At 29.4% G+C, this 24,850-nt stretch carries 24 protein-coding genes; all 24 read left to right on the forward strand.

All coding sequences use genetic code 11. The features are described 5' to 3' along the window. Window positions 1-24 precede the first annotated feature (24 nt). Window positions 25-1,308: a hypothetical protein gene (locus OLM51_RS05920; protein ID WP_264553430.1), complete on the forward strand. Its 1,284-nt coding sequence runs from the start codon at window positions 25-27 to the stop codon at window positions 1,306-1,308. A 3-nt stretch (window positions 1,309-1,311) separates the two neighbouring features. Then, window positions 1,312-2,736 carry a lipopolysaccharide biosynthesis protein gene (locus tag OLM51_RS05925; RefSeq protein ID WP_264553431.1) on the forward strand — a complete coding sequence of 475 codons (1,425 nt, stop codon included), beginning with the start codon at window positions 1,312-1,314 and terminating at the stop codon, window positions 2,734-2,736. Between the two features lie 8 nt (window positions 2,737-2,744). Beyond that, window positions 2,745-3,839, forward strand: a complete 1,095-nt coding sequence (locus tag OLM51_RS05930) for a glycoside hydrolase family 99-like domain-containing protein (RefSeq protein ID WP_264553432.1) — start codon at window positions 2,745-2,747, stop codon at window positions 3,837-3,839. A 4-nt stretch (window positions 3,840-3,843) separates the two neighbouring features. Next, window positions 3,844-4,953 carry a non-hydrolyzing UDP-N-acetylglucosamine 2-epimerase gene (gene wecB, locus OLM51_RS05935; RefSeq protein WP_264553433.1) on the forward strand — a complete coding sequence of 370 codons (1,110 nt, stop codon included), beginning with the start codon at window positions 3,844-3,846 and terminating at the stop codon, window positions 4,951-4,953. After that, window positions 4,954-6,021, forward strand: coding sequence for a glycosyltransferase (locus OLM51_RS05940; RefSeq protein WP_264553434.1), 1,068 nt, complete (start codon window positions 4,954-4,956; stop codon window positions 6,019-6,021). 3 nt (window positions 6,022-6,024) lie between these two features. Next, window positions 6,025-7,074: an EpsG family protein gene (locus tag OLM51_RS05945; protein WP_264553435.1), complete on the forward strand. Its 1,050-nt coding sequence runs from the start codon at window positions 6,025-6,027 to the stop codon at window positions 7,072-7,074. Then, window positions 7,071-7,985 (forward strand): glycosyltransferase family 2 protein, encoded by a 915-nt coding sequence (locus OLM51_RS05950; protein WP_264553436.1) that lies wholly within the window; start codon window positions 7,071-7,073, stop codon window positions 7,983-7,985. The genes OLM51_RS05945 and OLM51_RS05950 overlap by 4 nt, the downstream gene beginning before the upstream one ends. Further along, window positions 7,982-9,073 carry a glycosyltransferase gene (locus OLM51_RS05955; RefSeq protein WP_264553437.1) on the forward strand — a complete coding sequence of 364 codons (1,092 nt, stop codon included), beginning with the start codon at window positions 7,982-7,984 and terminating at the stop codon, window positions 9,071-9,073. Before OLM51_RS05950 ends, OLM51_RS05955 begins: the two co-directional genes overlap by 4 nt. Window positions 9,074-9,086: 13 nt before the next feature. Further along, entirely contained in the window at window positions 9,087-10,250 is a 1,164-nt protein-coding gene (locus tag OLM51_RS05960; RefSeq protein WP_264553438.1) for a glycosyltransferase, read from the forward strand. Window positions 10,251-10,336: 86 nt separating this feature from the next. Beyond that, window positions 10,337-11,236 (forward strand): NAD-dependent epimerase/dehydratase family protein, encoded by a 900-nt coding sequence (locus OLM51_RS05965; protein WP_264553439.1) that lies wholly within the window; start codon window positions 10,337-10,339, stop codon window positions 11,234-11,236. A gap of 2 nt (window positions 11,237-11,238) precedes the next feature. Continuing rightward, window positions 11,239-12,204, forward strand: a complete 966-nt coding sequence (locus OLM51_RS05970; RefSeq protein WP_264553440.1) for an MraY family glycosyltransferase — start codon at window positions 11,239-11,241, stop codon at window positions 12,202-12,204. Next, a complete protein-coding gene (locus OLM51_RS05975) occupies window positions 12,201-12,626 on the forward strand; it encodes a WxcM-like domain-containing protein (protein WP_264553441.1) in 426 nt (141 codons plus the stop codon). The genes OLM51_RS05970 and OLM51_RS05975 overlap by 4 nt, the downstream gene beginning before the upstream one ends. Then, entirely contained in the window at window positions 12,619-13,752 is a 1,134-nt protein-coding gene (locus OLM51_RS05980; RefSeq protein WP_264553442.1) for a DegT/DnrJ/EryC1/StrS family aminotransferase, read from the forward strand. The genes OLM51_RS05975 and OLM51_RS05980 overlap by 8 nt, the downstream gene beginning before the upstream one ends. A gap of 16 nt (window positions 13,753-13,768) precedes the next feature. After that, entirely contained in the window at window positions 13,769-14,317 is a 549-nt protein-coding gene (gene rfbC / locus OLM51_RS05985) for a dTDP-4-dehydrorhamnose 3,5-epimerase (protein ID WP_264553443.1), read from the forward strand. Further along, window positions 14,317-15,162 (forward strand): dTDP-4-dehydrorhamnose reductase, encoded by an 846-nt coding sequence (gene rfbD, locus OLM51_RS05990; RefSeq protein WP_264553444.1) that lies wholly within the window; start codon window positions 14,317-14,319, stop codon window positions 15,160-15,162. Before rfbC ends, rfbD begins: the two co-directional genes overlap by 1 nt. 41 nt (window positions 15,163-15,203) lie before the next feature. After that, window positions 15,204-16,088, forward strand: a complete 885-nt coding sequence (rfbA, locus tag OLM51_RS05995) for a glucose-1-phosphate thymidylyltransferase RfbA (protein ID WP_264553445.1) — start codon at window positions 15,204-15,206, stop codon at window positions 16,086-16,088. Window positions 16,089-16,172: 84 nt separating this feature from the next. Then, a complete protein-coding gene (locus OLM51_RS06000) occupies window positions 16,173-18,140 on the forward strand; it encodes a polysaccharide biosynthesis protein (protein ID WP_264553446.1) in 1,968 nt (655 codons plus the stop codon). 249 nt (window positions 18,141-18,389) lie between these two features. Further along, the gene (locus tag OLM51_RS06005; RefSeq protein ID WP_264553447.1) at window positions 18,390-19,235 is read left to right on the forward strand and encodes an ABC transporter permease; all 846 of its coding nucleotides are present in this window, start codon (window positions 18,390-18,392) and stop codon (window positions 19,233-19,235) included. Window positions 19,236-19,237: 2 nt separating this feature from the next. Next, window positions 19,238-20,434 (forward strand): polysaccharide ABC transporter ATP-binding protein, encoded by a 1,197-nt coding sequence (locus OLM51_RS06010; RefSeq protein ID WP_264553448.1) that lies wholly within the window; start codon window positions 19,238-19,240, stop codon window positions 20,432-20,434. Window positions 20,435-20,510: 76 nt separating this feature from the next. Next, window positions 20,511-21,197, forward strand: a complete 687-nt coding sequence (locus OLM51_RS06015; RefSeq protein WP_264553449.1) for a cytidylyltransferase domain-containing protein — start codon at window positions 20,511-20,513, stop codon at window positions 21,195-21,197. Then, entirely contained in the window at window positions 21,194-22,228 is a 1,035-nt protein-coding gene (locus OLM51_RS06020) for an N-acetylneuraminate synthase family protein (RefSeq protein ID WP_264553450.1), read from the forward strand. The genes OLM51_RS06015 and OLM51_RS06020 overlap by 4 nt, the downstream gene beginning before the upstream one ends. A gap of 1 nt (window position 22,229) precedes the next feature. After that, complete coding sequence (locus tag OLM51_RS06025; protein WP_264553451.1) at window positions 22,230-22,976, forward strand: crotonobetainyl-CoA--carnitine CoA-transferase; 747 nt, start codon at window positions 22,230-22,232, stop codon at window positions 22,974-22,976. After that, entirely contained in the window at window positions 22,976-23,464 is a 489-nt protein-coding gene (locus OLM51_RS06030) for a KdsC family phosphatase (protein ID WP_264553452.1), read from the forward strand. Before OLM51_RS06025 ends, OLM51_RS06030 begins: the two co-directional genes overlap by 1 nt. Then, entirely contained in the window at window positions 23,458-24,837 is a 1,380-nt protein-coding gene (locus OLM51_RS06035; protein ID WP_264553453.1) for a hypothetical protein, read from the forward strand. The genes OLM51_RS06030 and OLM51_RS06035 overlap by 7 nt, the downstream gene beginning before the upstream one ends. The last annotated feature ends 13 nt before the right edge of the window (window positions 24,838-24,850 follow it).

Here is a 24,850-nt window from a genome sequence, read left to right on the forward strand (position 1 = left end):
TAATTATATTTCATTTAATTTTCAGTGGATAAATACCTTATTAAATACTTAAAAGAGAACACAAATAATGAATTGTCTTCTAAATATATAGATTTTTTCAAGATTGAATTGGATTGGCATATATATAATTCGGAGCGACATATTGCAGAAGTATACCATAGAAATAGAGTAATAGGTTGGAAAGAGAGACTTTTTAATTTATATCAATATACCAATGCACTTTTTTTTAATGCTAATTTAAATAAAAAGAAGGGACTAAATATATTATCAACAGTTCATTTCGAGAAGGATTTGTTATCAAGTTTAGGTTTTAATTCTTATTCACCTGTTTGGCATGCTTTAGGAAAGGATAATATTTTTGGGGATTATAAAACTGTTGTATGGCATGAAAAAACAAAAAATCTTATAAGAAATGAAGATTTTTTTATGTTTCTCGATTCAAAATTACACCAAGAGTTTGAAGATTTTCAATCCCACCTTCTTGAGCAGTATCAAAAACAAGATTTTAGGGCTTTATTTCTAAATACGGATCAATATTTTTATAGCAAATATAGTATTGATATATTTAAAAAATTAGATAGGCCCTCTTTTGTTTTCTCACATGGATTACCAGGGATATATTCTTTTGAAGTTGATAATAGATCAGATTACTTAATGGTTTGGAGTGAAAAAATAAAGCAAAATTATATAAACATTGGCTTTGATCCTTCAAAAGTTAAAGTGGTTGGTAATCGCAAATATGTAAATATTCCAAAAAATAAAGAGCTAAAATCTTCTTTGGACAATATTTTAGTAATTCCAGTTTCTTCCGCCAATTGGCATCAACATGAATATGATAATATTGTTCATACAGATAAAAGTATGGTTGTTCTTTATTTATACAAAGTCCAATCAGTTTTGAAAAAACTTGGAGTCAAAAAAGCCCGATATAGAGTTCATCCCTCTATTAATAAAGAATGGGTTCATGCTTTTTTAGATCATACTTTTTATGTTAGAGATGATGAAACACTAGTAATGTCTCTTAATCGTTCCTCTTTAGTTATTGGATCTACATCTACTGTTTTGTTAGATTCTTTAATACAAGGGGTTAATTATATAATATTTGAGCCTAAAGAAGAAGATCAGGTCAATATGACAGGCTTTAAGATGGTTCCTCCATTTGATGGATCTGAAGAAAAATTAATGGTTGCAAATGATGAAATTGAGTTAGAAAAAATGTTGCATTTTAATGCCGTAACGGATTATAGTTTAGTGCAGGATTATGTGCAGGATTTTGATTTAACTGTGCTAAAAGAATTGATTAAATAAAAAATGAAAGAAAGTAAACGTTTAATTAAAAATACAACCATTTATGCTTTAGGAGATATTATTCCAAGACTTTTAGGTTTTATATCTTTTCCAATACTTACTAGATATTTGTCACCTGCAGACTATGGAATAGTAAATTATGTAGGAACACTAACTACTTTTTTATTAGCTTTTGGTTTTTTATGTATTAATACGTATTATTTAGTTTTTTATTATAGATGTGAAGATAGTGAAGCCCAAAAAAAATTACTTGGAAATCTTTCTTCGTTTGCGATCTTATTCAATTTAGCATTGGTAGTCTTTTTTTTGTTATTTGGAAATAGTTTATTCAAACTTTTTGGAAGTAAAATTACTTTTTATCCCTATATTTTTATTGGCATTTTAACGAACTTTTTTAATATTTTTGCAGTATTGCCTTCAGCTCTGTTTAGATTATTGGAAAAGCCTTTATTGCTTACAATAATAAATGTTTCCAGAGGTGTAATAACCCTACTTTTGACTTTATTATTGGTAGTATATTATGACTATTCCGCAATTGGAGTTTTATATGTAACTCTTTTTGTGAATTTTATTTATGCCTTTATTTTTCTTTATATTTCACGGAATCATATTATTTGGAATATATGCTTAAAACAGTTAAAAGAAGTACTACGATTTTCGTTACCTCTTCTTCCTGGGTCATTAGCCTATTATATTACTACGATTTCTGATAGAATATTGATAGACAAATATCTTAGTTTAAGTGAATTAGGGGTTTATAGTACGGCAGTAACTTTAGCGTTAATCCTTAATATATTTTCTTATGGTGCTTATAAAGCTTTTGAACCTTATATTTTTAAGAATTGGGGTACTGAAGGTTTTGTAGAGATATTTGAGAAAATTCGTAATGCGTTTGTTTATGTTTTACTTATTGGGGTTCTTTGTTTATCTGTTTTTTCTAAGGAATTTTTTCAAATTATGTCTAATGTGAAATTTCACGAAGCTTATTGGTATGTTCCAATGATAATAATTGGAGTATATAGTTCATCTTTAAGTATGTTGTATAGTACTATTATTACCGCAAAAGGAAAAACAAAAATAAATTCACTAGTTAGTATTATTGGAGCTACAATTAGTATAACACTTAATATAATATTATTACCAATATTAGGATTAGTATCAGCTGCTATTGTTTCTAGTTTTGCACTCACTGTAGAATTATTTATTTTGATATGGTATTCTAAATTAGAAGTAAACCATAAGAAACCTTTCTTTAGTGTGTTGATTGTTGCGGTCGCAATATATTTTTCAGTATATATATTTAGTATTGAGCAAATAGTGATTGCGATTTTATTAAAAACTATATTCACTTTCTTAGTAATCGTAATTTTATCTAAAACCCTAGTTATTAATCCATTTAAGATGATTAATAGCTTTATCATAAAATAATTATAATCATGGAAAATAAAGCAAGACTAATTGCATTTTACTTACCACAATTTCACCCTATACCAGAAAATGATGAGTGGTGGGGAAAAGGATTTACAGAATGGACCAATGTAGGTAAAGCCAAGAAGCTTTTTAAAAGACATGATCAACCAAAAGTTCCAGCCGATTTAGGGTATTACGATTTGCGCGTGGATGAGACACGTAAAGCTCAGGCGGACATGGCTAGGGACCATGGAGTCGAAGGTTTTTGTTATTGGCACTATTGGTTTGGAAATGGCAAAAGATTAATTGAACAGCCGTTCAACGAGGTAGTAAAATCAGGAGAGCCAGATTTTCCATTTTGTTTGGCTTGGGCAAATGATTCATGGATGGCTAAATTGTGGAATAGTGAAGGTACATGTCAAAAAGAAATTTTACAAGAACAACTTTATTTAGGAGAAGATGATTATATACAACATTTTAATGAGCTCCTCCCAGCTTTTAAAGATCAACGCTATATACGTGTAAATAACAAACCGTTATTTATGATATATAAACCTTTGGAGTTTCCAGATGTTAGTTATTTTATTCAATTATGGCAAAAATTAGCTATCGAGAACGGACTTGAAGGTATCTATTTTGTTGGCCAAACACCGAATATTAGAAAAAGAGATATTATTTTGTCTAAAGGTTTTGATGCAATAAATGTTGTACGTCTGTTTGAATTTGTTAAATACAGAAGTTTTAAGAAAAAGGCTGTTCAAAAGATTAAGAGAAAAGTTTTCTCATTGCCGTTTGTTTTTGAATATAAAGATGCAATGAAGTATTTTGTTGGAAAAGAAGATTCAGATATAAAAGTGCATCCTTCAATTATTCCTAATTGGGATCATACTCCACGTAGCGGATTAGGTGGACATGTTTATCTTAATTCTAATCCTGAGCTTTTTGGAACACATGTTAGTGAAGTACTAGAAAAAATTAAAGATAAACCGGAGGAAGAAAGGATTGCTTTTATTAAATCATGGAATGAATGGGGAGAAGGTAATTATCTTGAACCAGATTTAAAGCATGGATTGTCATATCTAAAAAAGCTAAAAAGTGTTTTGAAAGATTTTCAAAAATGATTTTATGAAAAAAATACTTATTGTTTTCGGGACTAGACCAGAAGCTATAAAAATGGCTCCTTTAATTAAAGAATTTCAAAAAGACAAAGCAAAATATGATGTAAAAATTTGTGTAACGGCTCAGCATAGGGAAATGTTAGATCAGGTTTTAGAGTTTTTTGAAATTAAACCTGATTTTGATTTAAACCTGATGAAAATTGGCCAAAACTTGTTTACTCTGACTGCTGATGTTATTGTTGGAATGAAGCCAATTCTTGAGGATTTTAAACCGGATTTTGTTTTTGTTCATGGTGACACTACCACCTCTACCGCAACTGCTATAGCCTCATTTTATGCAGGAGCAAAAATCTGCCATGTAGAAGCTGGTTTAAGAACTTATAATAAATTATCTCCTTTTCCAGAGGAAATGAATAGACAAATTACGGGTCGATTGGCAGACATTCATTTTGCGCCAACAATACAAGCGAAGCAAAATTTAATAAAAGAAGGAGTTGATTCTGATTGTATTTCTGTAACAGGAAATACTGTTGTTGATGCTCTTTTGTATGCAAGGGACAGAGTTGACAATGTACAAGATTTTCAAATAGATTTTTTGAAATCAATAGTTGATACTACTAAATATTTAATTTTGGTTACAGGGCACAGAAGAGAAAATTTTGGAGAGGGATTTGTAAATATTTGCAAAGCTTTAAAACAAATAGCATTAGATAAAAATGTACAGGTGATTTATCCTGTACATCTTAATCCAAATGTACAAAAGCCCGTTAATGAGATATTGGGAGAAGTTGATAATGTGAAATTAATAGCTCCATTGAATTATCCTGCTTTTGTTTGGTTAATGAAACAATCTAAGATTATAATTACAGATAGTGGTGGTGTGCAAGAAGAGGCGCCAAGTCTTGGGAAGCCGGTTTTAGTGATGAGGGACACAACAGAAAGACCGGAAGCTGTAGAAGCAGGAACGGTTATATTGGTAGGAACTAATACCTCTGATATTGTTAAACAAACATCTTTATTGATGTCAGATAACCTTTTGTATGAAAAAATGAGTAAAGCCCATAATCCTTATGGTGATGGAAATGCCTCATTGAGGATATTAAAAGCAATTGAATAAATGAAGAATATAGTTTTTTTAGCGCCATTTCCTACATCCGAAAATATAAAAGAAGGAATGATGCAAAGAGTATGTGCTGTTGATCAGATGTTTGAGAGTAGTGAGTATAAAAAAATATATTTGATTCCTCGGTTTAAGACTTTCAAAACAGAATTTAAAGAAGTTGATAGAAATGTTTTTGAAATAAACTTATCAATTTGGCTTTCATTTCCTTTATTATTGAGAAAATTAAAAAAGGCAGATATTGTGTATTCTCATTCTCTTTATGGAATGAGTTTAGTGGGGTTGTTTTTTTTGCCGCTTTTAAGAATTAAAAATTTAATATTAGATGTTCATGGAATAATTCCTGAGGAAATAAAGCTGGCCGGACACGGTAAGCTAAAACAATTTGTTTATTCAAAACTTGAAAGCTTGGCAATTAAAAAAGCAACAAAAATAATTGTTGTTACTAATGCTATGAAGAAATATTTATGTAAAAAGTATGATAACATAAATGCGGAATTCTTGGTTTATCCAATACTTCCTAACACTATAAATGTTGACAGTGGGTTTGAAGAAAAGGGAGATAAGTTAAATTTTCTTTATGCTGGAAATATGCAAGGTTATCAGAATGTTCCATTGATGGTGGAGGTCATAAAAAGTATGATTGATATACCCAATATCTATTTTTATATATTGACAGGGCAAAAAAATGAAATGAATGAAATATTTAATTTGCATGGACTAAGTGATAGAACAAATATTTTAATAGATTCGGTTAAACCCAGTGAGTTAGATTGGTATTATAAGAAAGCACATTATGGGTTTGTTTTGAGAGATGATTTAGATGTTAATAATGTGGCTTGCCCAACAAAGATTATTGAGTACCTTGCTTACGGAATGACTTGTATAACTTTAAATAGTAAAATTGGAGATTTTGAAGAATTAGATTTTGATCATATAAATTTAGATGAGCTAAAAAACAGGAAGTTGAAGGGAATAAAAAGTATTAAGAATCATGAAATATATTGCAAAATGAATGCAGATAACAAACCTTCTAAATTAGTTTCTTTTGTTTTAAACATATAAAATATGTGGGTATATTTTATGGTTTTTTTTACAATTGTTGGTTTTGGTTCGATTTATAAGTTTAAATTAACCAACCAAAGCCTTTGGTTGTATTTTTTTTTGTGGGCTCTTCTTTTTATGATTGCAGGATTTCGTGCAGATAATGTTGATAATGATTATGAAAATTACATTGTAGCGATTAAAGGTGAAGAAGGATTTACCGAGCCTTCTTTTTCATTAATTTCTTATATATGTTATGATTTATTAGACTCTACAAAACTTGTTTTTGTAACTTATGCATTGTTATCTATTTCTTTACTGTTTTACGGGTTAAAGAAATTATCGCCCTATTTTTTTTTATCGTTAGCAGTTTATTTTTCGACTTCTTATGTAATTCATGATTTGAATGCTATCAGAGCAGGTGTAGGCGTTGGGTTCACATTCATCGCTTTGGATCACTGGATTAATGAAAGAGCAAAGAAAACATTTCTTTTTTTAGCACTTGCTACATTCTTTCATATCTCATTTTCAATGTTTTTCGTATTCTACTTTTTTTTAAAAGATAATAAGAAATATCTTTTAACTTATATTCTGCTTATTCCAATATCTTATTTAATTTATTTTTTGAGGATTGATGCTTTGTCCTTACTTATGAGGGTTCCTATACCTCAAGTACAGACATTAGCTTTAGCTTATAGTGAATGGAATACAGATGTAGTTTCGACAGTAAATGTTTTTAGTTCTTTTGTACTAATAAAGCTTCTGATATTTACAACTTTAGTGGTATGTATAAAACAATTGGGTGTGCGATTTAAAGGTTTTTATCTTTACTTAAAAATGTACAGTTTAGGTTTTTTTTTATTGATTTTTTTAGCTTCTCTGCCTGGAGCAGCTTTTAGATCTTCTGATCTATTATGGATAAGCGAATGTCTTTTGTTGCCAATGTTAATTGTAGTCGTTAATCCTCGATGGGTAACAATAGTATTAATTTTAATCTTTTGTATTTTTATGGTTTGGCTAAATTATGTACATAGTGATTTTGTACGACCATATGATTTTAATTTCGAATTATGAGTGTAGTGGATATTGCAATGGCAACATACAATGGAGAAAAATATTTAAGAGAACAAATAGATAGTATAATATCTCAAACATTTACGGATTGGAGATTGTTTATTCGTGATGATGGTAGTATTGATAAAACTATTGATATTATTCGGGAGTATGTTGAAAAAGATTCTAGAATTCATTTAATCGAAGATGGATTAGGAAATCTTCATGTCTCGAAGAATTTTGAACAGGCTCTTCTATATTGTACAGCACCATATTCAATGTTTGCAGATCAAGATGATGTTTGGTTTGATAATAAAATAGAGGTTTCTGTATCTTTTATGAAAAGGGTTGAAAAAGAAGGAGTTCCTGTTTTAATGTTTTCAAATTCAGTTTTAGTTAGTGAATCTCTCGATGTTAAATTTGAAAACAATTATAATTTAAAAAAAGATCCAGAGTTAAGGAATTTTTTATTTGCTAACGCAGGTTACCAAGGGTCAACAATGGTATTTAATAATAATTTAAAAGAAAAATTATTTCCATTTTTTCCAAATTCTTCTGTTCATGATTATCATGTTTCAATTGCTGCATTACTTTTTGGAGAAGTATATCATGTAAATGAACCTTTAATGTTATATAGAAGGCATGACAGTGCAACTACAAAAAAAAATATTTCTTTGATAGAAAGGATGGTTTGGTTGTTTAAGAATAAATCCTTTTTATCTGACAAAAAAATGTTAAGTTATTTGAAAGAATTTACCTCGTATCATGAAGATGAAATTACAGAAACAAATAGAAATTTAATAAATGATTACTTTAAAATTTTAGATAAAAAAACATTTTTTTTGAAAAAAGCGAAGTTGGTTTTAAAAAATAATTTTAGCTTAAGAGATAGCAAACATTATTTAATTTTTAAATTATTAGTGTTAAAATGAAAATACTTCATGTAATTAATAATATGGTTACTGGTGGTGCTGAAAAGTTATTATTAGATACCATTCCTTTATTCAACGTCAAAAATTGTCAGGTAGATTTATTGCTAATAGATGGGACAGATTATCCCTACTTAAAAAAGCTTAAAGAGTTCAATAATTGTAATATATATTATTTGAATTCAAAAAATATATATAGTCCTTTAAATATCTTTAGGATAATTCCATTTTTGCGTAAGTATGATTTGTTACACGTTCATCTTTTTCCAGCTCAGTATTGGGTTGCATTTGCAAAATTAATTTCATTTTCTAATACGAAACTTGTTTTTACAGAGCATAGTACTTCAAATAGAAGAATGGAGAATAGATTGTTTAGATTAATAGATAAGCAGATATATAAAATTTATCATAAAGTTGTTTGTATTTCATCGGAAATAAAGAAAGTATTGATGCTTCATGCAAATCTTAATGAAAGTAAATTAGTTATTGTAGAAAACGGAATTAATCTAGATTTATTTAATAGATCAGCTGCGATAAAAAAAAACAGCATAGATAAAAATTTATGTGATAATGATATAGTATTAATTCAAGTAGCTGGTTTTCGTTATCAGAAGGACCAAGTAACTACGGTCAAATCATTACAATATTTACCAATAAATGTTAAGTTGGTTTTAGTTGGAGATGGTGAGTTTAAGGAAGATTTGAAAAAATTAGTTGATGATTTGAATTTAATTGATCGAGTGTTCTTTTTAGGTATACGATTAGATGTTCCTGTACTTATGAAATCGTCCGATATTGTAGTTATTAGTTCACATTGGGAAGGTATGCCTTTATCTGTTATCGAGGGAATGGCTGCTAAAAAACCAGTTGTTGCTTCAAATGTAGCGGGAGTTACTCAATTGGTTGATGGATTTGGTATCTTGTTTGAAAAAGGAAATGAAATAGAGCTTGCTGAAAAAATAAAAACATTACTGGTTGATGATATTTATTATAGGAAAATAGCAGAGAGAGGTTTTGAGCGGGCAAAAAAATATGATATAAATTGTATGGTAGACCAGCAAATAAATTTGTATAAAGAATTATTGAAATAAGGTATTGCAAAAAATGAAAATTCTTATAATAATAACAGATTATGGTAGTTTTAATAATTTTTTGGCTGAGCTTGCAGTAAGTTTAAGTTACCAAAATGAAATCCATATTGTTTGTTCAGATTCTAATGTAATAAATATTGTAGATAAGTATGATTATGACAAATATAATTTAACATTCCATACCGTAGATATTCCAAGGTCAACGTCTATATTAAAATTAGTAAAAAGTGCTTCTTTGATTCGAAAAATAGTTGAAAGAATTAATCCAAATTTAATCTATGCGCATTTTACCACAGGAATTTTTCCAACAATTTTCTTTAGAAAAAGAAATGTCAAATATTGGGGAGCTTTTCATGGATTGGGAATGAATGCCAGTAATGGAATTAGACAAATAATGTTTTCTATTGTTGAACTTTTTTGTTTTGTAAGGTTGGACAAGAGATTTCTTATTAATAAAAAAGACTATAAACTGGTTAGTAATATATTCAATAAAAATACATTAAAGTATAATTCTTGCGGGGTTGGTTGTGACATAGAAAAATTTAATAAAGATAAATATACTAGTTTAGATAAATTGCATCTAAAACAAGAGTTAAATATTGTTGATAAATTTGTAATTACATACACAGGAAGATTTGTTGAGTTTAAAGGATTTGATTTAGTTTATCATAGTTTTGTAAAATTGCTTGAAGAGTTTCCAGATAAAATTGTTTTGCTATTGATTGGAGGCAGGGATCCAATACATCCGACGGGGTTAAATGAGTACGAAGAAAATGATCTCTTAAAAAATAAAAACATTATTAATATTGGTTATACATCACAAGTAGAAAAATTTCTGGCTATTACAGATGTATTTCTGTTTCCAAGTAAGAAAGAAGGACTACCAGTTTGTATAGTCGAAGCTTTAGCTATGGGAGTTCCTGTTGTAACTCTGGATGAACGTGGGAATTCAGATGTTGTGCAAAATGATTATAATGGATATTTAGTTAAGTCTGTTTCGAAATTAAAAGATGTTGATGAAATTGTTGAAAAATTAAAGCATTTGTGTTCTAACAAAGAAGACATGTATAGATTGTCTGCAAATTGTTTAAAGAATCGCCAATTATATTCTCGCTCTTTTTTTGTTGAAGAACAATTAAAACACATTGATGATTTTAAAAAAATTATGTTGAATTGATTTTTAATTTCGCACAAGCTATTAAAGAAATGATTTTCTAGCAGTTTATTAGTAAATGTAAACTTAATAGTAAAATAACAATAATAATGAAAATTACTATAACAGGTGCTACAGGTTTTGTTGGTACACATCTTATCGAGTATTTAAAAGATTATATGGAAATTAATGCGATGAGTGTTAGATACAGTCCTAATCAAACCTTTGAATTAAATACAGATGTTGTAGTTCATTTAGCAGGTAAAGCACATGACCTTAAAAAAGTTTCAGTTCCAAATGAATATTATGAGGCAAATTTTGAATTGACCAAGCAATTGTTTGATGCATTTTTGTGTTCAACCGCTTCTGTGTTTATTTTTATAAGTACAGTAAAAGCTGTTGCAGATAAAGTTGAAGGGATTTTGAAAGAAGATACAATTCCTAATCCTCAAACACACTATGGAATTGCGAAGCATAAAGCAGAGGAATATATTTTAAGTAAAAATGTGTCTAAAGATAAGAAAGTTTTTATCCTTAGACCATGTATGATTCACGGACCAGAGAATAAAGGGAATCTTAATTTGCTTTACAAATTAGTTTCGAAAAACATACCATGGCCATTGGCAGTTTATAAAAATGAACGTTCATTTTTAAGTGTAGATAATCTTTGTTTTCTAATTAGGTCAATTATTGAAAAAGACAATGTTGCATCAGGAGTTTATAATATTTCGGATGATGAATTTCTTTCAACAAATGATTTAATAAAAATTATATCTTCAATCTGTAAGAAAAGAAATGTATTTCTGACGATACCAGTATTCATTATTAATAAAATTGCAAGAGTTGGGGATTTGATGAAGTTGCCATTAAATTCAGAAACATTACAAAAATTAACGGAAAATTATCGTGTTTCAAATCAAAAAATAAAAATAGCATTGGAGATTGATACACTTCCAATGACAGCTCAGCAAGGGCTCAAGAAAACAATCAAAAGCTTCATAGATAAATAAAAATGGAATATACAATATTAGGAATTCTTTTAATGATTTTGATGTTACTTTATTTTAGAGTCGCTAATCATTTTAATATTATTGATAAGCCTAACGAAAGAAGTTCACATACAGAAATTACATTAAGAGGAGGTGGGATAATTTTTTGGTTTTCTGCCTTGATTTATTTTTTACAGCACTTTCAGAATAATTCTTTTTTCTTTACCGGAATTACTCTTGTCAGTTTAGTAAGTTTTTGGGACGATATTCAAAGCCTATCTAATAAAATTCGAATCGGAGTTCATTTTCTTTCAATCACGTTAATTTTTTATGATTTAAACTTATTTACTTTAATTCCAATTTGGACTGTTTTAATAGCCTATATTTTAGCAATTGGACTAATTAATGCATATAATTTCATGGATGGAATTAATGGTATTACAGGTTTATATACTTTAGTTGTAATGGGAGCATTGCTATATGTCAATACAAGCATTCAGCTTTTTACAGATGGAGATTTTATAAAATACGCCATAATTGCGAGCTTAGTTTTTCTGTTCTTTAATTATAGAAAAAAAGCAAAATGTTTTGCCGGAGATGTTGGAAGTATCGCAATTGCGTTCTGGATAATTTACTTAATTTTAAAACTTATTCTGGTTACAAATTCTCTTATTTGGCTTTTATTTTTAGCGGTCTACGGAGTTGATGCTATTTGTACAATTACTCACCGCCTGTACTTAAGACAGAATATTTTTGAAGCCCATCGTTTACATTTATATCAGGTTTTAAGTAATGAATATAAAATACAGCATAGATTGGTTTCTTTATACTATGCTTTAATTCAAGCAGGAGTTTCGTTTTTAGTTATAAAACTCTACAATAAGATAGAAGATTCTATTTTGTTTTTAATTGTACTTTTACCTTTGCTTTTAGTTTATTCATCTAAATTTTACTTACTAAGTAAAAATAATTTAAAAGTGAAAGCATGATTCCAAAAATAATTCAGGGCGGAAATTTTTCAGATCATCGTGGTACTATTTCATATGTAAATGACTTTAGTTTTAAAGATATAGAAAGATTTTATATTATCAGTAATTCTGATGAAAATCCAATCCGTGCATGGCAAGGTCACAAATTAGATGCTAAAAACTTTTATTGCTTAAATGGTTCTTTCAAAATTCATTTTGTAAAAATTGATAATTGGGAAAATCCTTCAAAAGATTTGGTTATTGAAACAGTTATAGTTTCAGAATCTGATAGTAAAATAGTCCATGTTCCTGCTGGTTATGCTAATGCAATAGAATCATTAGAAACAAATTCAAAATTGTTATCATTCTCAACCTTGCCGTTAACAAACGTAAAAGAAGATGATGTTCGCTACTTGTCAGATTACTGGAATATAAATGAATAATAAAAGAATTTATTTGTCATTATCTCAACAAAGCGGTTTTGAACAAGAATTTGTTCAGAAAGCTTTAGATACAAATTGGATAACTTCTGGAGGGCCAAATGTTGATGATTTTGAAATTAAACTTGAAAATTATTTTAATAAAGGAGCATTTGTAACGGCATTAAATTCTGGAACATCGGCTATCCATTTAGCATTGATTTTATTAGGAATAAAAGCCGGTGATGAGGTAATCTGTCAAAGTATGACATTTTCGGCATCCGCAAATCCTGTTTTGTATCAAGGGGCAGTGCCAGTTTTTGTTGACAGTGAATCTGATACATGGAATATTTGTCCTGAGAATCTCGAAATAGCAATAAAAGATAGAATAAAAAAAGGAAAAAAACCAAAAGCGATTATCGCTGTACATTTATATGGTATCCCCTATAAAGTTGATGAAGTTCATGCTGTTGCAGATAGATATGATATACCAGTCATTGAAGATAGTGCAGAAGCTTTAGGAAGTACATATAAAGGTAAAAAATGTGGAAGCTTTGGAAGCTTTGGGATTCTTTCCTTCAATGGGAATAAAATTATTACAACTTCAAGCGGAGGAGCATTAATTTCAAATTCTAAAAAAACAAAAGAGAGAGCTATTTTTTATTCTAATCAATCAAAAGATATTGCAGTTCATTATCAACATAGTGAAATTGGATATAATTATAGAATGAGTAATATTTGTGCTGGTATTGGTTTAGGGCAAATAAAAATGTTAGATAAGAATATTGAAGCACGAAGAGAAAATCATTTTTTTTATAGAGAGATTTTTAATGAGATCGAAGATGTAGAACTTTCGGAAATATCAGATGAAACTTCTTTTTCCAATTTCTGGTTAAATACTATTTTAGTAAAACAGAATAAAAACAAAGATAGAGAAAGGTTAAGATTGACTCTCGAAAAGGCGAACATTGAAAGCCGCCCTTTATGGAAACCGATGCATTTGCAGCCAATTTTCATGAAATATCCTTATTATGGAAATAAAGTTGCAGAAGAATTATTTGATAAAGGATTATGTTTGCCTTCGTCATCAAATTTAACAACAGAAGATAAAAATAGAATTAAAGAAGTTATAACAAATTTCTTTAGATAAAATATAAAATTAAAACATGAAGATCGAAGAAACATTTATAAAAGATTTAGTAATAGTAGAACCTACAGTTTTTGGAGATGAAAGAGGTTATTTTTTTGAATCTTATAGTAAAACTAAATTTGAAGATTTAAGAATTAATATTGATTTTGTGCAGGATAATCAGTCCTTTTCGAAAAAAGGAACATTAAGAGGTTTGCATTATCAGAACCCTCCTTTTGCTCAAACAAAATTGGTTCGTGTTTTAGAAGGAGAGATTATTGATGTTGCCGTAGATTTAAGAAAAGATTCGCCAACTTATGGAAAAGCTTTTAGTGTTTTATTAACTGCTGAGAATAAAAGGCAATTGTTAGTACCACAAGGTTTTGCGCATGGTTTTTCAGTTATTAGTGAGACAGCTTCAGTAATGTATAAATGTGATCAGTTTTATAATAAAGCTTCTGAAGGGGGAATTAAATATGATGATCCATCTTTAAATATAGATTGGGGAATGAATTTAGATGAAGCAATAGTTTCCGAAAAAGATCAGATTCTTCCCTTTATAGATAATTGCAATAGTTTGTTCTAATGAGAAAAATTCTTGTAACCGGAGCAACAGGTCAGTTAGGGTCAGAACTTTTAGTTTTATCCCCTTCTTATTCAATGTATGAATGGGTATTTGCTGATCGAACAAAAGTGACATTAGATGATTTAGAATTACTGCAATCACAATTAAGTGCAATTAAACCAGATGTTATATTTAACTGTGGGGCTTATACTGCTGTTGATAAAGCTGAATCAGAAAAAGAGTTATCATTTAAGGTGAATCATTTAGCAGTAGAATTAATTGCAAAATATGCAGCAGAAAATAATGTCAAATTAATTCATATTTCAACAGATTACGTTTTTGATGGTTCTTCTTCAATTGCTTTAGATGAAAAGGCAGAAACAAATCCTGTAAATGTTTATGGTGAAAGCAAACTGGCAGGTGAAACCGCATGCATAAAAGAAAATCCAGAGACTATTATTATTAGAACTTCTTGGGTTTACAGCAAGTTTGGAAATAATTTTGTGAAAACTATGCAACGATTAATGCAAGAGAGAACTGAAATTAATGTTGTAAATGACCAGATTGGTTCACCAACTTACGCAGCTGATCTGGCTCAGGCAATGATTGATATAATTGAATCTTTAAATTGGATTCCAGGAATTTATAATTATTCAAACGAAGGTGAAATTAGCTGGTACGAATTTGCATTAAGTATTAAAGAATTAGGGGATTATAACTGTAAAGTAGGAGGGATAACTTCTTCATCTTATCCGACACCGGCAAGACGCCCAAATTTTTCACTGTTAGATAAGAAAAAGATAAAAACTGTTTATAATTTAGAAATTCCAAATTATAAAGAAAGTTTAAAAAAAATGTTTGTTTAAAAATCTAAGATTAGAATTTTATAATCAATAAAATAAGAATTATGAAAGGAATTATATTAGCTGGAGGTTCGGGGACAAGATTACATCCATTAACATTAGCGGTAAGTAAACAATTAATGCCAGTTTATGATAAACCAATGATTTATTATCCATTGTCAACTTTAATGATGGCAGGAATAAACGAAATTTTAATAATATCTACTCCTCATGATTTACCTCATTTCAAGAAGCTTCTTGGGGATGGGACTTCAATTGGATGTAAATTTAGTTATGCTGAACAGCCAAATCCAAATGGTTTAGCTCAGGCTTTCGTGATAGGGGAAGAATTTATAGGCAATGATAAAGTGGCTTTAGTGCTAGGAGACAATATTTTCTTTGGAACAAATATGCAACAATTGCTTAAAGATAATGCAGATCCAGAGGGAGGTGTTGTTTTTGCTTATCATGTTTCTGATCCAGAAAGATATGGAGTAGTAGAATTTGATGAAAATAAAAATGCAATTTCTATTGAAGAAAAACCTTTAGAGCCTAAGTCAAACTATGCTGTTCCAGGTTTGTATTTTTATGATAATACAGTAGTTGAAATTGCAAAAAACATTAAACCGAGTGCTCGCGGTGAATATGAAATTACAGATATCAATAAAGTTTACCTTGAGAAAGGGCAATTAAAAGTGGGAATATTAAGTAGAGGTACTGCCTGGTTAGACACAGGGACTTTTAATAGTTTAATGCAGGCTGGACAATTTGTTCAGGTTTTAGAAGAAAGACAAGGTTTAAAAGTAGGTTGTATTGAAGAGATTGCATGGAGGCAAGGCTTTATTAATGATGCACAGCTTGAAGAATTAGCTCAGCCATTGCTTAAATCTGGATATGGGACTTATTTAATAGAATTTTTAAAACAAAAGAAGAAAGGTGTTAAAGTATAATTTACTTGATAAAATAATCTTTTAAAACCTTTAATTTGTATTTTTGTAAGACATACAAATTTTGCAGAATCAAAATCATTGAAATTGAATACAGATAAACCAACCAAAATAGCCGATTTGTTGCATAATTCATTCTCTCCGAGAAATTTAAGGGCGAATATTAATAACCTTAGTTATTTGCCTAGGTGGATTATTGTTGCTATAGATATAATGGTTCTGGTTTTTTCATTTACCTTCACATACATGTTGTTTGAAGGAACAGCGATTGGATACATTATAACTTCTCATGATTTTTATTTTGTTTTTAGTTTAATATTTGTAAATATATTTTTCTTTTGGTTGTTTAGAACTTATTCTGGTATTATTAGGCACTCCTCTTATATTGACGCAATAAAACTTCTGTTTTCTCAGATGTCAGTATTGGTTTTCTTTTTATTTTTTAATTTAGTTTTTGAACTATATACCGGACATAAAGCGTTTCTAAACACGGCTCTTTTTATTAATTTGGTTTTATCATTTTGTGGTTTGTTTTTGTATCGTGTAATTGTAAAACAAACATTTGAGTTATATTTTTCTGAAAAGACAAATTCAAAATTGATTAGAACTGTGATTTATGGCACTGATGCCAATGCTATTTCAGTAGCTAATGCATTAAAATTTGAAACTCCTTCTCGTTTTAAAATTGTTGGTTTTGTGGATAAAAACAATCAAAATGCATCTAAACGTATGCTAGATTTGCCAATTTTAATTCTAAGAAAAAAAATACCGGCTTTAATGCGTTCTGTTGCAGCAGAAGGTGTGATTATTGCTGATAAAAGTTTATCTAAAGAAGAACAATTAATTATTGTTGACCAATGTCTGGAGTTTAACTATAGAGTATATACTGTTCCATTAATTTCAGATTGGGAAAATCAAAAGGAAATTTCTCAAAAGGTTAAGAACATTCAAATTGAGGATTTATTAGAAAGAAAACCTATAGTTTTAGATAGTAAATCAATTTCTAAGCAATTAAAGGATAGAACAATTTTGATAACCGGAGCTGCTGGTTCTATTGGAAGTGAGATAGTAAGACAGGTTCTTGGCTTTAATCCTAAAACAATTATTATTTTAGACCATGCGGAAACTCCGTTGCATAATTTATGTTTAGAGACATTCGCAATGAACTCAGAAACAAAAATTGTTGCTGTGATTGCTGACGTTAAAAGTAAGAAAGCATTAGAAAAAGTATTTAAAAATTATAACCCTCATGTTGTTTTTCACGCGGCAGCTTACAAGCATGTTCCCTTAATGGAAGATAATCCATCACAAGCTATATTAACAAATATAAAAGGGACAAAAAATTTGGCAGATTTATCATGTAAATACCATGTACGTAAATTTGTAATGGTTTCAACAGATAAGGCTGTTAATCCTAGTAATGTTATGGGAGCAAGTAAGCGAATTGCAGAGAAGTATGTGCAGTCACTTTTTTTAAAAAATCAAAAAGAGGATATTCCCGGCGTTACAAAGTTTATTACAACACGTTTTGGGAATGTTTTGGGATCAAACGGATCTGTTGTTCCCTTGTTTACAAAGCAGATTGCAGAAGGTGGCCCAGTTACCATAACGCACCAGGATATTATTAGATATTTTATGACTATTCCTGAAGCTTGTCAGTTAGTATTAGAAGCTGGAGCTATGGGGAATGGTGGAGAGATTTATATTTTTGATATGGGGAAACCTGTACGTATAATAGATTTGGCAAAAAAAATGATTAAACTTGCAGGCTTTATTCCAGACAAGGAAATTAAAATAAAAATTGTAGGTTTGCGGCCTGGAGAAAAATTATATGAAGAATTATTAAATGATACTTCTAAAACGCTACCAACTTATCATAATAAAATTATGATTGCTGAGGAAATTCAGGATGAATATGAAAATCTTCATGCAGAAATTGATGAGCTTATAGGAATAGCAGATTTCTATGACAATGATGATATTGTTGCGAAAATGAAAAAAATTGTTCCAGAATTTAAAAGTATGAATTCTGCTTTTGAAGTTTTAGATAATTGATTTCTTACAGTTATAGAATTTTATTTCAAGTTATATAGTTAAAAAGGTGTTTTTTTGAAAGCGCCTTTTTCCATTTATAGATGTTTTTTAATCGAGTAAAAATCCTGTTAATTCAAAATGGAATTCTAAGGTTGATCTAAAATGAAAAATGTAAATTGAGAAAAAGTTTTCAATTTTGGAAAATTTATCCTGAATAGAAGAGTAAAACAAGTGCATTAAAGTAATTAAATTTATTTTTTAAATTTTTAAATGGAATTAAAAACTACGGTTTATCAAAGGGAGAATAATAGTAATATTGGTAAACTTATAAAAGAGAGTCTTAAAGATATTGTTAGTTCACGGTTTTTAGCAAAACAATTAGCTATTCGCGATATTAAGGCTCAATATCGACAATCATTTTTAGGTATTATATGGGCATTTATTACACCATTATCTACTGCCTTAGTTTGGATTATTTTAAGTAAATCAGGAGCGGTAAAACTATCCGAAACAGGAGTTCCCTATCCAGTTTATGTGTTTTCGGGAACACTGCTTTGGTCTATAGTTGTAGATTCTATTAATGCACCCATGGCTAATACTAATGCAGCCCGCGGAATACTTTCTAAAATTAATTTCCCTAAGGAAGCGTTAATTTTATCTGGTGTATATAAGCTGATTTCAAATAGCATTGTAAAAATCGTTTTATTATTAGCATTTTTAATAGTGTATGGAGTTGGATTTCATTCCTCTATTTTATTATTTCCATTAGCATTTTTAGGAATTATTTTTTTTGGAACTACGATAGGATTATTTATTACTCCTTTAGGAATGCTTTATAATGACATAGGAAAAATAATTACTATAGGACTCAATTTTTTGATGTATGCAACACCGGTTGTATATGCAATTCCTAGAATGGGATTATTGAAAAGTTTAATGGAAATAAATCCATTAACTCCCTTGTTATTAACTACTAGAAATTTATTGTTTGGACAGCATATAGAGTATTCAGCATATTATTTTGGTGTATTTGCTGTTTGTATACCTTTATTTTTTCTAGGATTAGTTTTTTATAGAATTTCGATTCCAATAATTGTTGAACGTATGAGTGCTTAATTATGAAGGAGAACGAAGTATTAGTAAAAGTAGAGAGTCTTTCTAAAAAGTTTTGTAAAGATTTAAAATCCAGTCTTTGGTACGGTGTGAAAGATTTGTTTTTTAATGTACTAGGGAATAAAAATGATAATACAAACTTACGCACAAATGAGTTTTGGGCAGTAAAAGATATCAATTTTGAATTAAGGCGAGGTGAATGTCTTGGATTAATAGGGCATAACGGTGCCGGTAAATCAACATTATTGAAAATATTGAATGGATTAATAAATCCAGATGAAGGCAAAGTAACCATAAAAGGAAGAGTTTGTGCCTTGATTGAACTGGGAGCTGGTTTTAATCCAATATTAACAGGTAGGGAAAATATATATAATAATGGTGCAGTTTTAGGCTTTTCAAAAAGTGAAATTGATTCAAAGGTTGAGGAAATTATTGATTTTGCCGAGGTTCGTGAATTTATTGATATGCCGGTACAAAATTACAGCAGTGGAATGAAGGTACGTTTAGGGTTTGCTGTTGCAGCTCAAATGGAACCTGATGTACTAATTATTGACGAAGTACTTTCGGTAGGAGATTTAGGTTTTAGAGTAAAATCTATGAATCGGATTACGGAATTATTGGCCAGATCTGCAGTTATATTTGTATCACATTCTATGGCTCAAGTTACAACTGTTTGTAATGAGGCAATGCTTTTGGAGCATGGTAAACTAGATTTTTATAGTAAAAATGTAGGGGAAGTCGTTGAGCAGTATTTCTTCAAATTTCAAACAAGTGATGAACAATTAATTGGAGATGGAAGTGTAAAATTAAAGTCATTTAATTTTATTGAAAACTCACAAAAAGTTGTAGAAACTTCTATTAAAAATGGAGAAGATTTGAAAGTAGAATTTGAGATTGAAGCCGTTAATGGTATTGAAAATTTAAAATTCAGATTAGGTTTTTTTAATATTGAATACAAACTTTTGGCTGAAGTCGATTCAGATTCAGTAAACTTTATTGGGAAAGTAGTTGATGGAAAAATTAAAGTGGTTACCGTTGTTAAAGGACTATATTTGAAATATGGAAAATATAGTATTCACTTGCACGTAACAGATTTTGATACAGATAAAAAAAAATTAAGACAAAGTAATATTGGTCACTTTATTGTAAAACCAACAATTACTGTCGGGGCCGATTTTTTACTGCCTAGCGAGTGGAGCTAAATTAATAGTTTTCAATATGACGCATATATTTATACAAGCCAGAACTGGATCTACCAGACTTCCAAATAAAATTTTGTTGCCTTTTTTTGATGGTAAGTGTATTTTAGAAATTATTGTAGAGAAACTTAAAAAGAGTTTTCCTTTAATATCCATAATAGTCTGCACAACGATCGATAAGAAAGATGATGCTGTAGTTAAATTCTGTGAAAATAAAAATCTGAATTATTTTAGAGGTGATGAAAAGAATGTTTTAAAAAGATTTATAGAGGCGGGGTATTTTTATAAGGCACAAAATATTGTTCGAATTTGTGCCGACAATCCTTTTCTGGATGTCAATTTTTTAGAAGAATTACTTAGATTTCATAATGAAAATCAAGAGGCTGATTATTGGAGTTACAAGAATGGTAAAAATGTTCCTGTTATTAAAACACATTTTGGTTTTTTTGCTGAGATAGTAACCATAGATGCTTTGTTAAAAGTTGCATCAATTACTTCTGAACCTATATACTTAGAGCATGTGACAAATTTTATTTATGAAAATGATTTGTTTGAAAGTAAATTAAAAATTTTACCTGGTTTTTTAAAAGAAAGAAATGATTTACGCTTCACAATAGATGATTTTTCTGATTTTGAAATACTGCAAGAAGTATATCACTATTATAATGAAGTGAACTATGATATTGAAAAAACGATTCTTTTCGTAGAAAAAAATCCATTAATTTTAAAAAGTATGATTGAAAATATTAATAAGTATTCAAAATGACATATATAATTGGTGAAATAGGCCAAAATCACAATGGTTCGGTTGAATTAGCTAAAGTTATAATTGATTTAGCTTCAAGAGAGATTAAAGATGAGGTTTTTGGAAATTTATTGCGAGGGATGGATGCTGTAAAGCTGACTAAACGTGACCTAAATCAAGAGTTATCACAATCACAAATGTCCAGAATTTACGATTCTCCACATTCTTTTGGAAAAACATATGGTGAGCATCGTGAAAAACTTGAACTATCAGATGAAGAGCATTTTGAGGTATATAAATACGCAAAAACAAAAGGTCTTGATTTTGTTGAAACACTTTGTGCTGTTGGTTGTTTATCAATTTTAGGATATTTTAGTCCTGATAAATTAAAAGTAGCAAGTAGAGATTTAACTAATTTGCCACTATTGGAAGCCTTAGCCGAAACTAAAATACCAATAATTGTCTCTACAGGCATGGCAGGGAAGAAAGAATTAGACGATGCGATCGAAGTTATAACAAAATATCATTCAGATTTATCAATACTGCACTGTGTTTCTCAGTATCCTACAGAACCTAAAAATGTTAATTTAAATACCATCAAGTATTTATTGGCTAACTATAGTGATTTTGTAATAGGTTATTCGGATCATACAATAGGAATTTCTACTCCTGTAGCTGCAGTAGCAATGGGAGCAAAAATTATAGAAAAACATATTACTCTTGATAGAAGAATGAAAGGTACTGATCAGGCTGGTTCTTTGGGACCTGATGGAGTTTATAGAATGGTGCGAGATATCAGGATTCTAGATCAATCTATGGGAATTGAAGATATTTTTATCGTTCCGGAAACGGCAACAGCAAAAGAAAAATTGGAACGATCGATTGCAACAAACAAAAAGATAAAATCGGGAACAATAATTACCGAAGCAGATATTCATATGCTATCTCCGGGAGATGGTTTTAAATGGGCTGAACGCCATCAGGTTATTGGAAAGAAAATGAAAGAAGACCTTTTACAAAATGAGATTATTTACACAAAGGATTTAATATAGTATGGCAATAGAAATAAAAAGTATAGCTTCTTCGGTAGAATTAGAAAATAGAAACAGATTGAATTCTCTTTTTAATAATTGTCCAATACCTGATAATGAAAGATTGGCAAATTCTGGTTTATTCGTTAAAAGGCAAGATTTGACAAAGCAACTTTTTTTTAATGATTTGTATTCAAAAATAATGGGAGTTCATGGTGTTATAATGGAATTCGGTGTTAGATGGGGACAAAATCTTGTAACATTAAATAATTTAAGAGGCATTCATGAACCTTTTAATTACAGTAGAAAAATAATTGGGTTTGATACATTTTCGGGTTTTGAAGAAGTTAGTGAAAAAGACGGAAATCATGAAGTTATAAAAAAAGGAGCATTTTCAGTTACATCCGAATATGAAAAGTATCTGGAAGAAATTTTGGATTATCATGAAAAAGAATGTCCAGTTTCACATGTAAAGAAAAATACTTTAGTTAAGGGGGATGCCGTTGTAATGTTAAAGAAGTATTTAGAAGAACATCCCGAAACTATAATTGCATTTGCTTATTTTGATTTTGATGTATATGAACCAACTAAGAAATGTTTAGAGATGATTAAGCCTTATTTAACAAAAGGATCTATCATTGGTTTTGATGAATTAAATGACCCTCAATTTCCGGGTGAAACAGTAGCTCTTAGAGAAAGTTTAGGATTAAATAATGTGGCTGTGAAAAGAAGTAAGTATAGTGGGATTCAATCTTATTTTGAGTTTTAATGAAAGTACCAAAATTAGTTTTAACAGATATTGATGGTGTTTGGACAGATGGCGGGATGTATTATGACCAGACGGGAAATGAATGGAAAAAGTTTAATACCTCAGATAGTGCTGGGATTTTGTTTTGTAAAAAAGCAAATATTCCAGTTGGGATCATTACAGGAGAAGATACAGAAATAGTAAAACGGCGGTCAGAAAAATTAAAAATTGATTTTTTATATCAAGGAATTTCAGATAAACTTACAATTGCTAAAGAGATTTGTAAAGAACTGCAAATTTCACTAGATGATGTAGCTTATATAGGTGATGATTTAGGGGATATTGAATTACTATCTAAAGTAGGGATTAGCGCTTCTCCTGCAAATGCTCCTGAATATATAAAATCTAGGGTAAACTTTGTAACCACAAAAGCAGGAGGAGAAGGTGCATTTCGTGAATTCGTAGAAACTATTTTAGGCGAAGATTTTGTTTTGAGGTTGTTATGTTAGATCAGGAAATTTTTATAAAAAAATTTGAAAATCAAGAATTTAGTTTTTGTGGTGTTAATTGGTGGCCACTCATAAAGATTCAGGTGGCATACCAGATCCATTTGAAAAATTCTAATATTTTTGCATTACATCATAGTGATAAATATTATCATGAAATCCAAATACAAAGAACTTTAAAAGATAAATTACGATTTTATCTTCAATTCTTAAAAACGACAAAACCTGCTAAAAATCTAATAGTTACAGACTACTCTCATAAATATAATACGTCTAATGGTACAAATACAGGATCTAATCCTTATACAGATCCGTTTATACATTATTTTGAAAAGTTAAAAATTGATTTCACTATTTTCGATTACAAAAAAGAGAGATTTTTATTAAATTTTGATTTAAAAAGTTTAAAAAAAATATACCTAGAACAAATCAAGTATAGTTTTAGAAATGATGCTATAATTCAATCACAATTAAAACAATTTTGTAGCTTTTTAGAATTGCATTATGGAAATGATTTTAAACTATATAACCATTTAATTCAAAGTATTATTGATAATCAAGTAGAATATTTGATTTACTCCTTTGTTTTAAAAAAAGGAAACGTAAAAAATATCCTCTTGTATTGCTACTACAATAATACCATGATGAGTATTATTAGAGCAGCAAATCACTTAGATATTCAAACCATAGAATATCAGCATAGTCAGGTAACTTCAAATCATTTTGCATATAGTAGTTGGAGTATCAAAAACAACAACAGCAAAGGTTTTTTTCCTGCAAAAATGTGGGTTTGGAGACAAAGTGATGCTGAATATTTAGCGAAGCATTTTCAATGTGTGAAAAAAATAGGTTATGTCATCGGAGGTAATCTTTCTTTAAAGTCAGCGAAAACTATAAAAATTGAAAAATCAGATTTGAATATTAAGGTACTTGTTACTCTGCAAGGGATAGGTTTGCCAGATTATGTGATTAATTGTCTTAGTAAATATCCCAATTTAATATTGTATTTAAGATTGCATCCACGTTATTCTCAAGATAAAGAAATGTGTGAGGTACTTAAAGCAAAATATAATGATCAAATAGAAATAGATCTTTCTAATTCATTAACACTGCACGAACTTTTAAGTTTTGCAGATTATCATTTGACTAACTTTTCAGGGTCTGCAATTGAAGCGGAACATTTTGATGTAACAAATATTATCTACGGGGACAAAGGTTATATATCTTATGAAAATGAAATAACGACTGGAAAATATTTATTTATAAATAATCAGAATGATTTAGATAATATATTTGCGCAAAAATTAAAGCATAAACCAAACTCAATTGTAAACAAGAAAGACATTTTTGAATTGATCAAAGAAAATTTTAATTGATCTCTAATGACCT

The sequence above is a fragment of the Flavobacterium sp. N2038 genome (assembly GCF_025947185.1).
Taxonomy (GTDB): Bacteria; Bacteroidota; Bacteroidia; order Flavobacteriales; family Flavobacteriaceae; genus Flavobacterium.

Bases quoted from the DNA above. Each gene is read 5' to 3' on its own strand.
- OLM51_RS05925 (WP_264553431.1), top strand. From the start codon at position 1,312: ATGAAAGAAAGTAAACGTTTAATTAAAAATACAACCATTTATGCTTTA.
- OLM51_RS05930 (WP_264553432.1), top strand. From the start codon at position 2,745: ATGGAAAATAAAGCAAGACTAATTGCATTTTACTTACCACAATTTCAC.
- wecB (WP_264553433.1), top strand. From the start codon at position 3,844: ATGAAAAAAATACTTATTGTTTTCGGGACTAGACCAGAAGCTATAAAA.
- OLM51_RS05940 (WP_264553434.1), top strand. From the start codon at position 4,954: ATGAAGAATATAGTTTTTTTAGCGCCATTTCCTACATCCGAAAATATA.
- OLM51_RS05945 (WP_264553435.1), top strand. From the start codon at position 6,025: ATGTGGGTATATTTTATGGTTTTTTTTACAATTGTTGGTTTTGGTTCG.
- OLM51_RS05950 (WP_264553436.1), top strand. From the start codon at position 7,071: ATGAGTGTAGTGGATATTGCAATGGCAACATACAATGGAGAAAAATAT.
- OLM51_RS05955 (WP_264553437.1), top strand. From the start codon at position 7,982: ATGAAAATACTTCATGTAATTAATAATATGGTTACTGGTGGTGCTGAA.
- OLM51_RS05960 (WP_264553438.1), top strand. From the start codon at position 9,087: ATGAAAATTCTTATAATAATAACAGATTATGGTAGTTTTAATAATTTT.
- OLM51_RS05965 (WP_264553439.1), top strand. From the start codon at position 10,337: ATGAAAATTACTATAACAGGTGCTACAGGTTTTGTTGGTACACATCTT.
- OLM51_RS05970 (WP_264553440.1), top strand. From the start codon at position 11,239: ATGGAATATACAATATTAGGAATTCTTTTAATGATTTTGATGTTACTT.
- OLM51_RS05975 (WP_264553441.1), top strand. From the start codon at position 12,201: ATGATTCCAAAAATAATTCAGGGCGGAAATTTTTCAGATCATCGTGGT.
- OLM51_RS05980 (WP_264553442.1), top strand. From the start codon at position 12,619: ATGAATAATAAAAGAATTTATTTGTCATTATCTCAACAAAGCGGTTTT.
- rfbC (WP_264553443.1), top strand. From the start codon at position 13,769: ATGAAGATCGAAGAAACATTTATAAAAGATTTAGTAATAGTAGAACCT.
- rfbD (WP_264553444.1), top strand. From the start codon at position 14,317: ATGAGAAAAATTCTTGTAACCGGAGCAACAGGTCAGTTAGGGTCAGAA.
- rfbA (WP_264553445.1), top strand. From the start codon at position 15,204: ATGAAAGGAATTATATTAGCTGGAGGTTCGGGGACAAGATTACATCCA.
- OLM51_RS06005 (WP_264553447.1), top strand. From the start codon at position 18,390: ATGGAATTAAAAACTACGGTTTATCAAAGGGAGAATAATAGTAATATT.
- OLM51_RS06010 (WP_264553448.1), top strand. From the start codon at position 19,238: ATGAAGGAGAACGAAGTATTAGTAAAAGTAGAGAGTCTTTCTAAAAAG.
- OLM51_RS06020 (WP_264553450.1), top strand. From the start codon at position 21,194: ATGACATATATAATTGGTGAAATAGGCCAAAATCACAATGGTTCGGTT.
- OLM51_RS06025 (WP_264553451.1), top strand. From the start codon at position 22,230: ATGGCAATAGAAATAAAAAGTATAGCTTCTTCGGTAGAATTAGAAAAT.
- OLM51_RS06030 (WP_264553452.1), top strand. From the start codon at position 22,976: ATGAAAGTACCAAAATTAGTTTTAACAGATATTGATGGTGTTTGGACA.
- OLM51_RS06035 (WP_264553453.1), top strand. From the start codon at position 23,458: ATGTTAGATCAGGAAATTTTTATAAAAAAATTTGAAAATCAAGAATTT.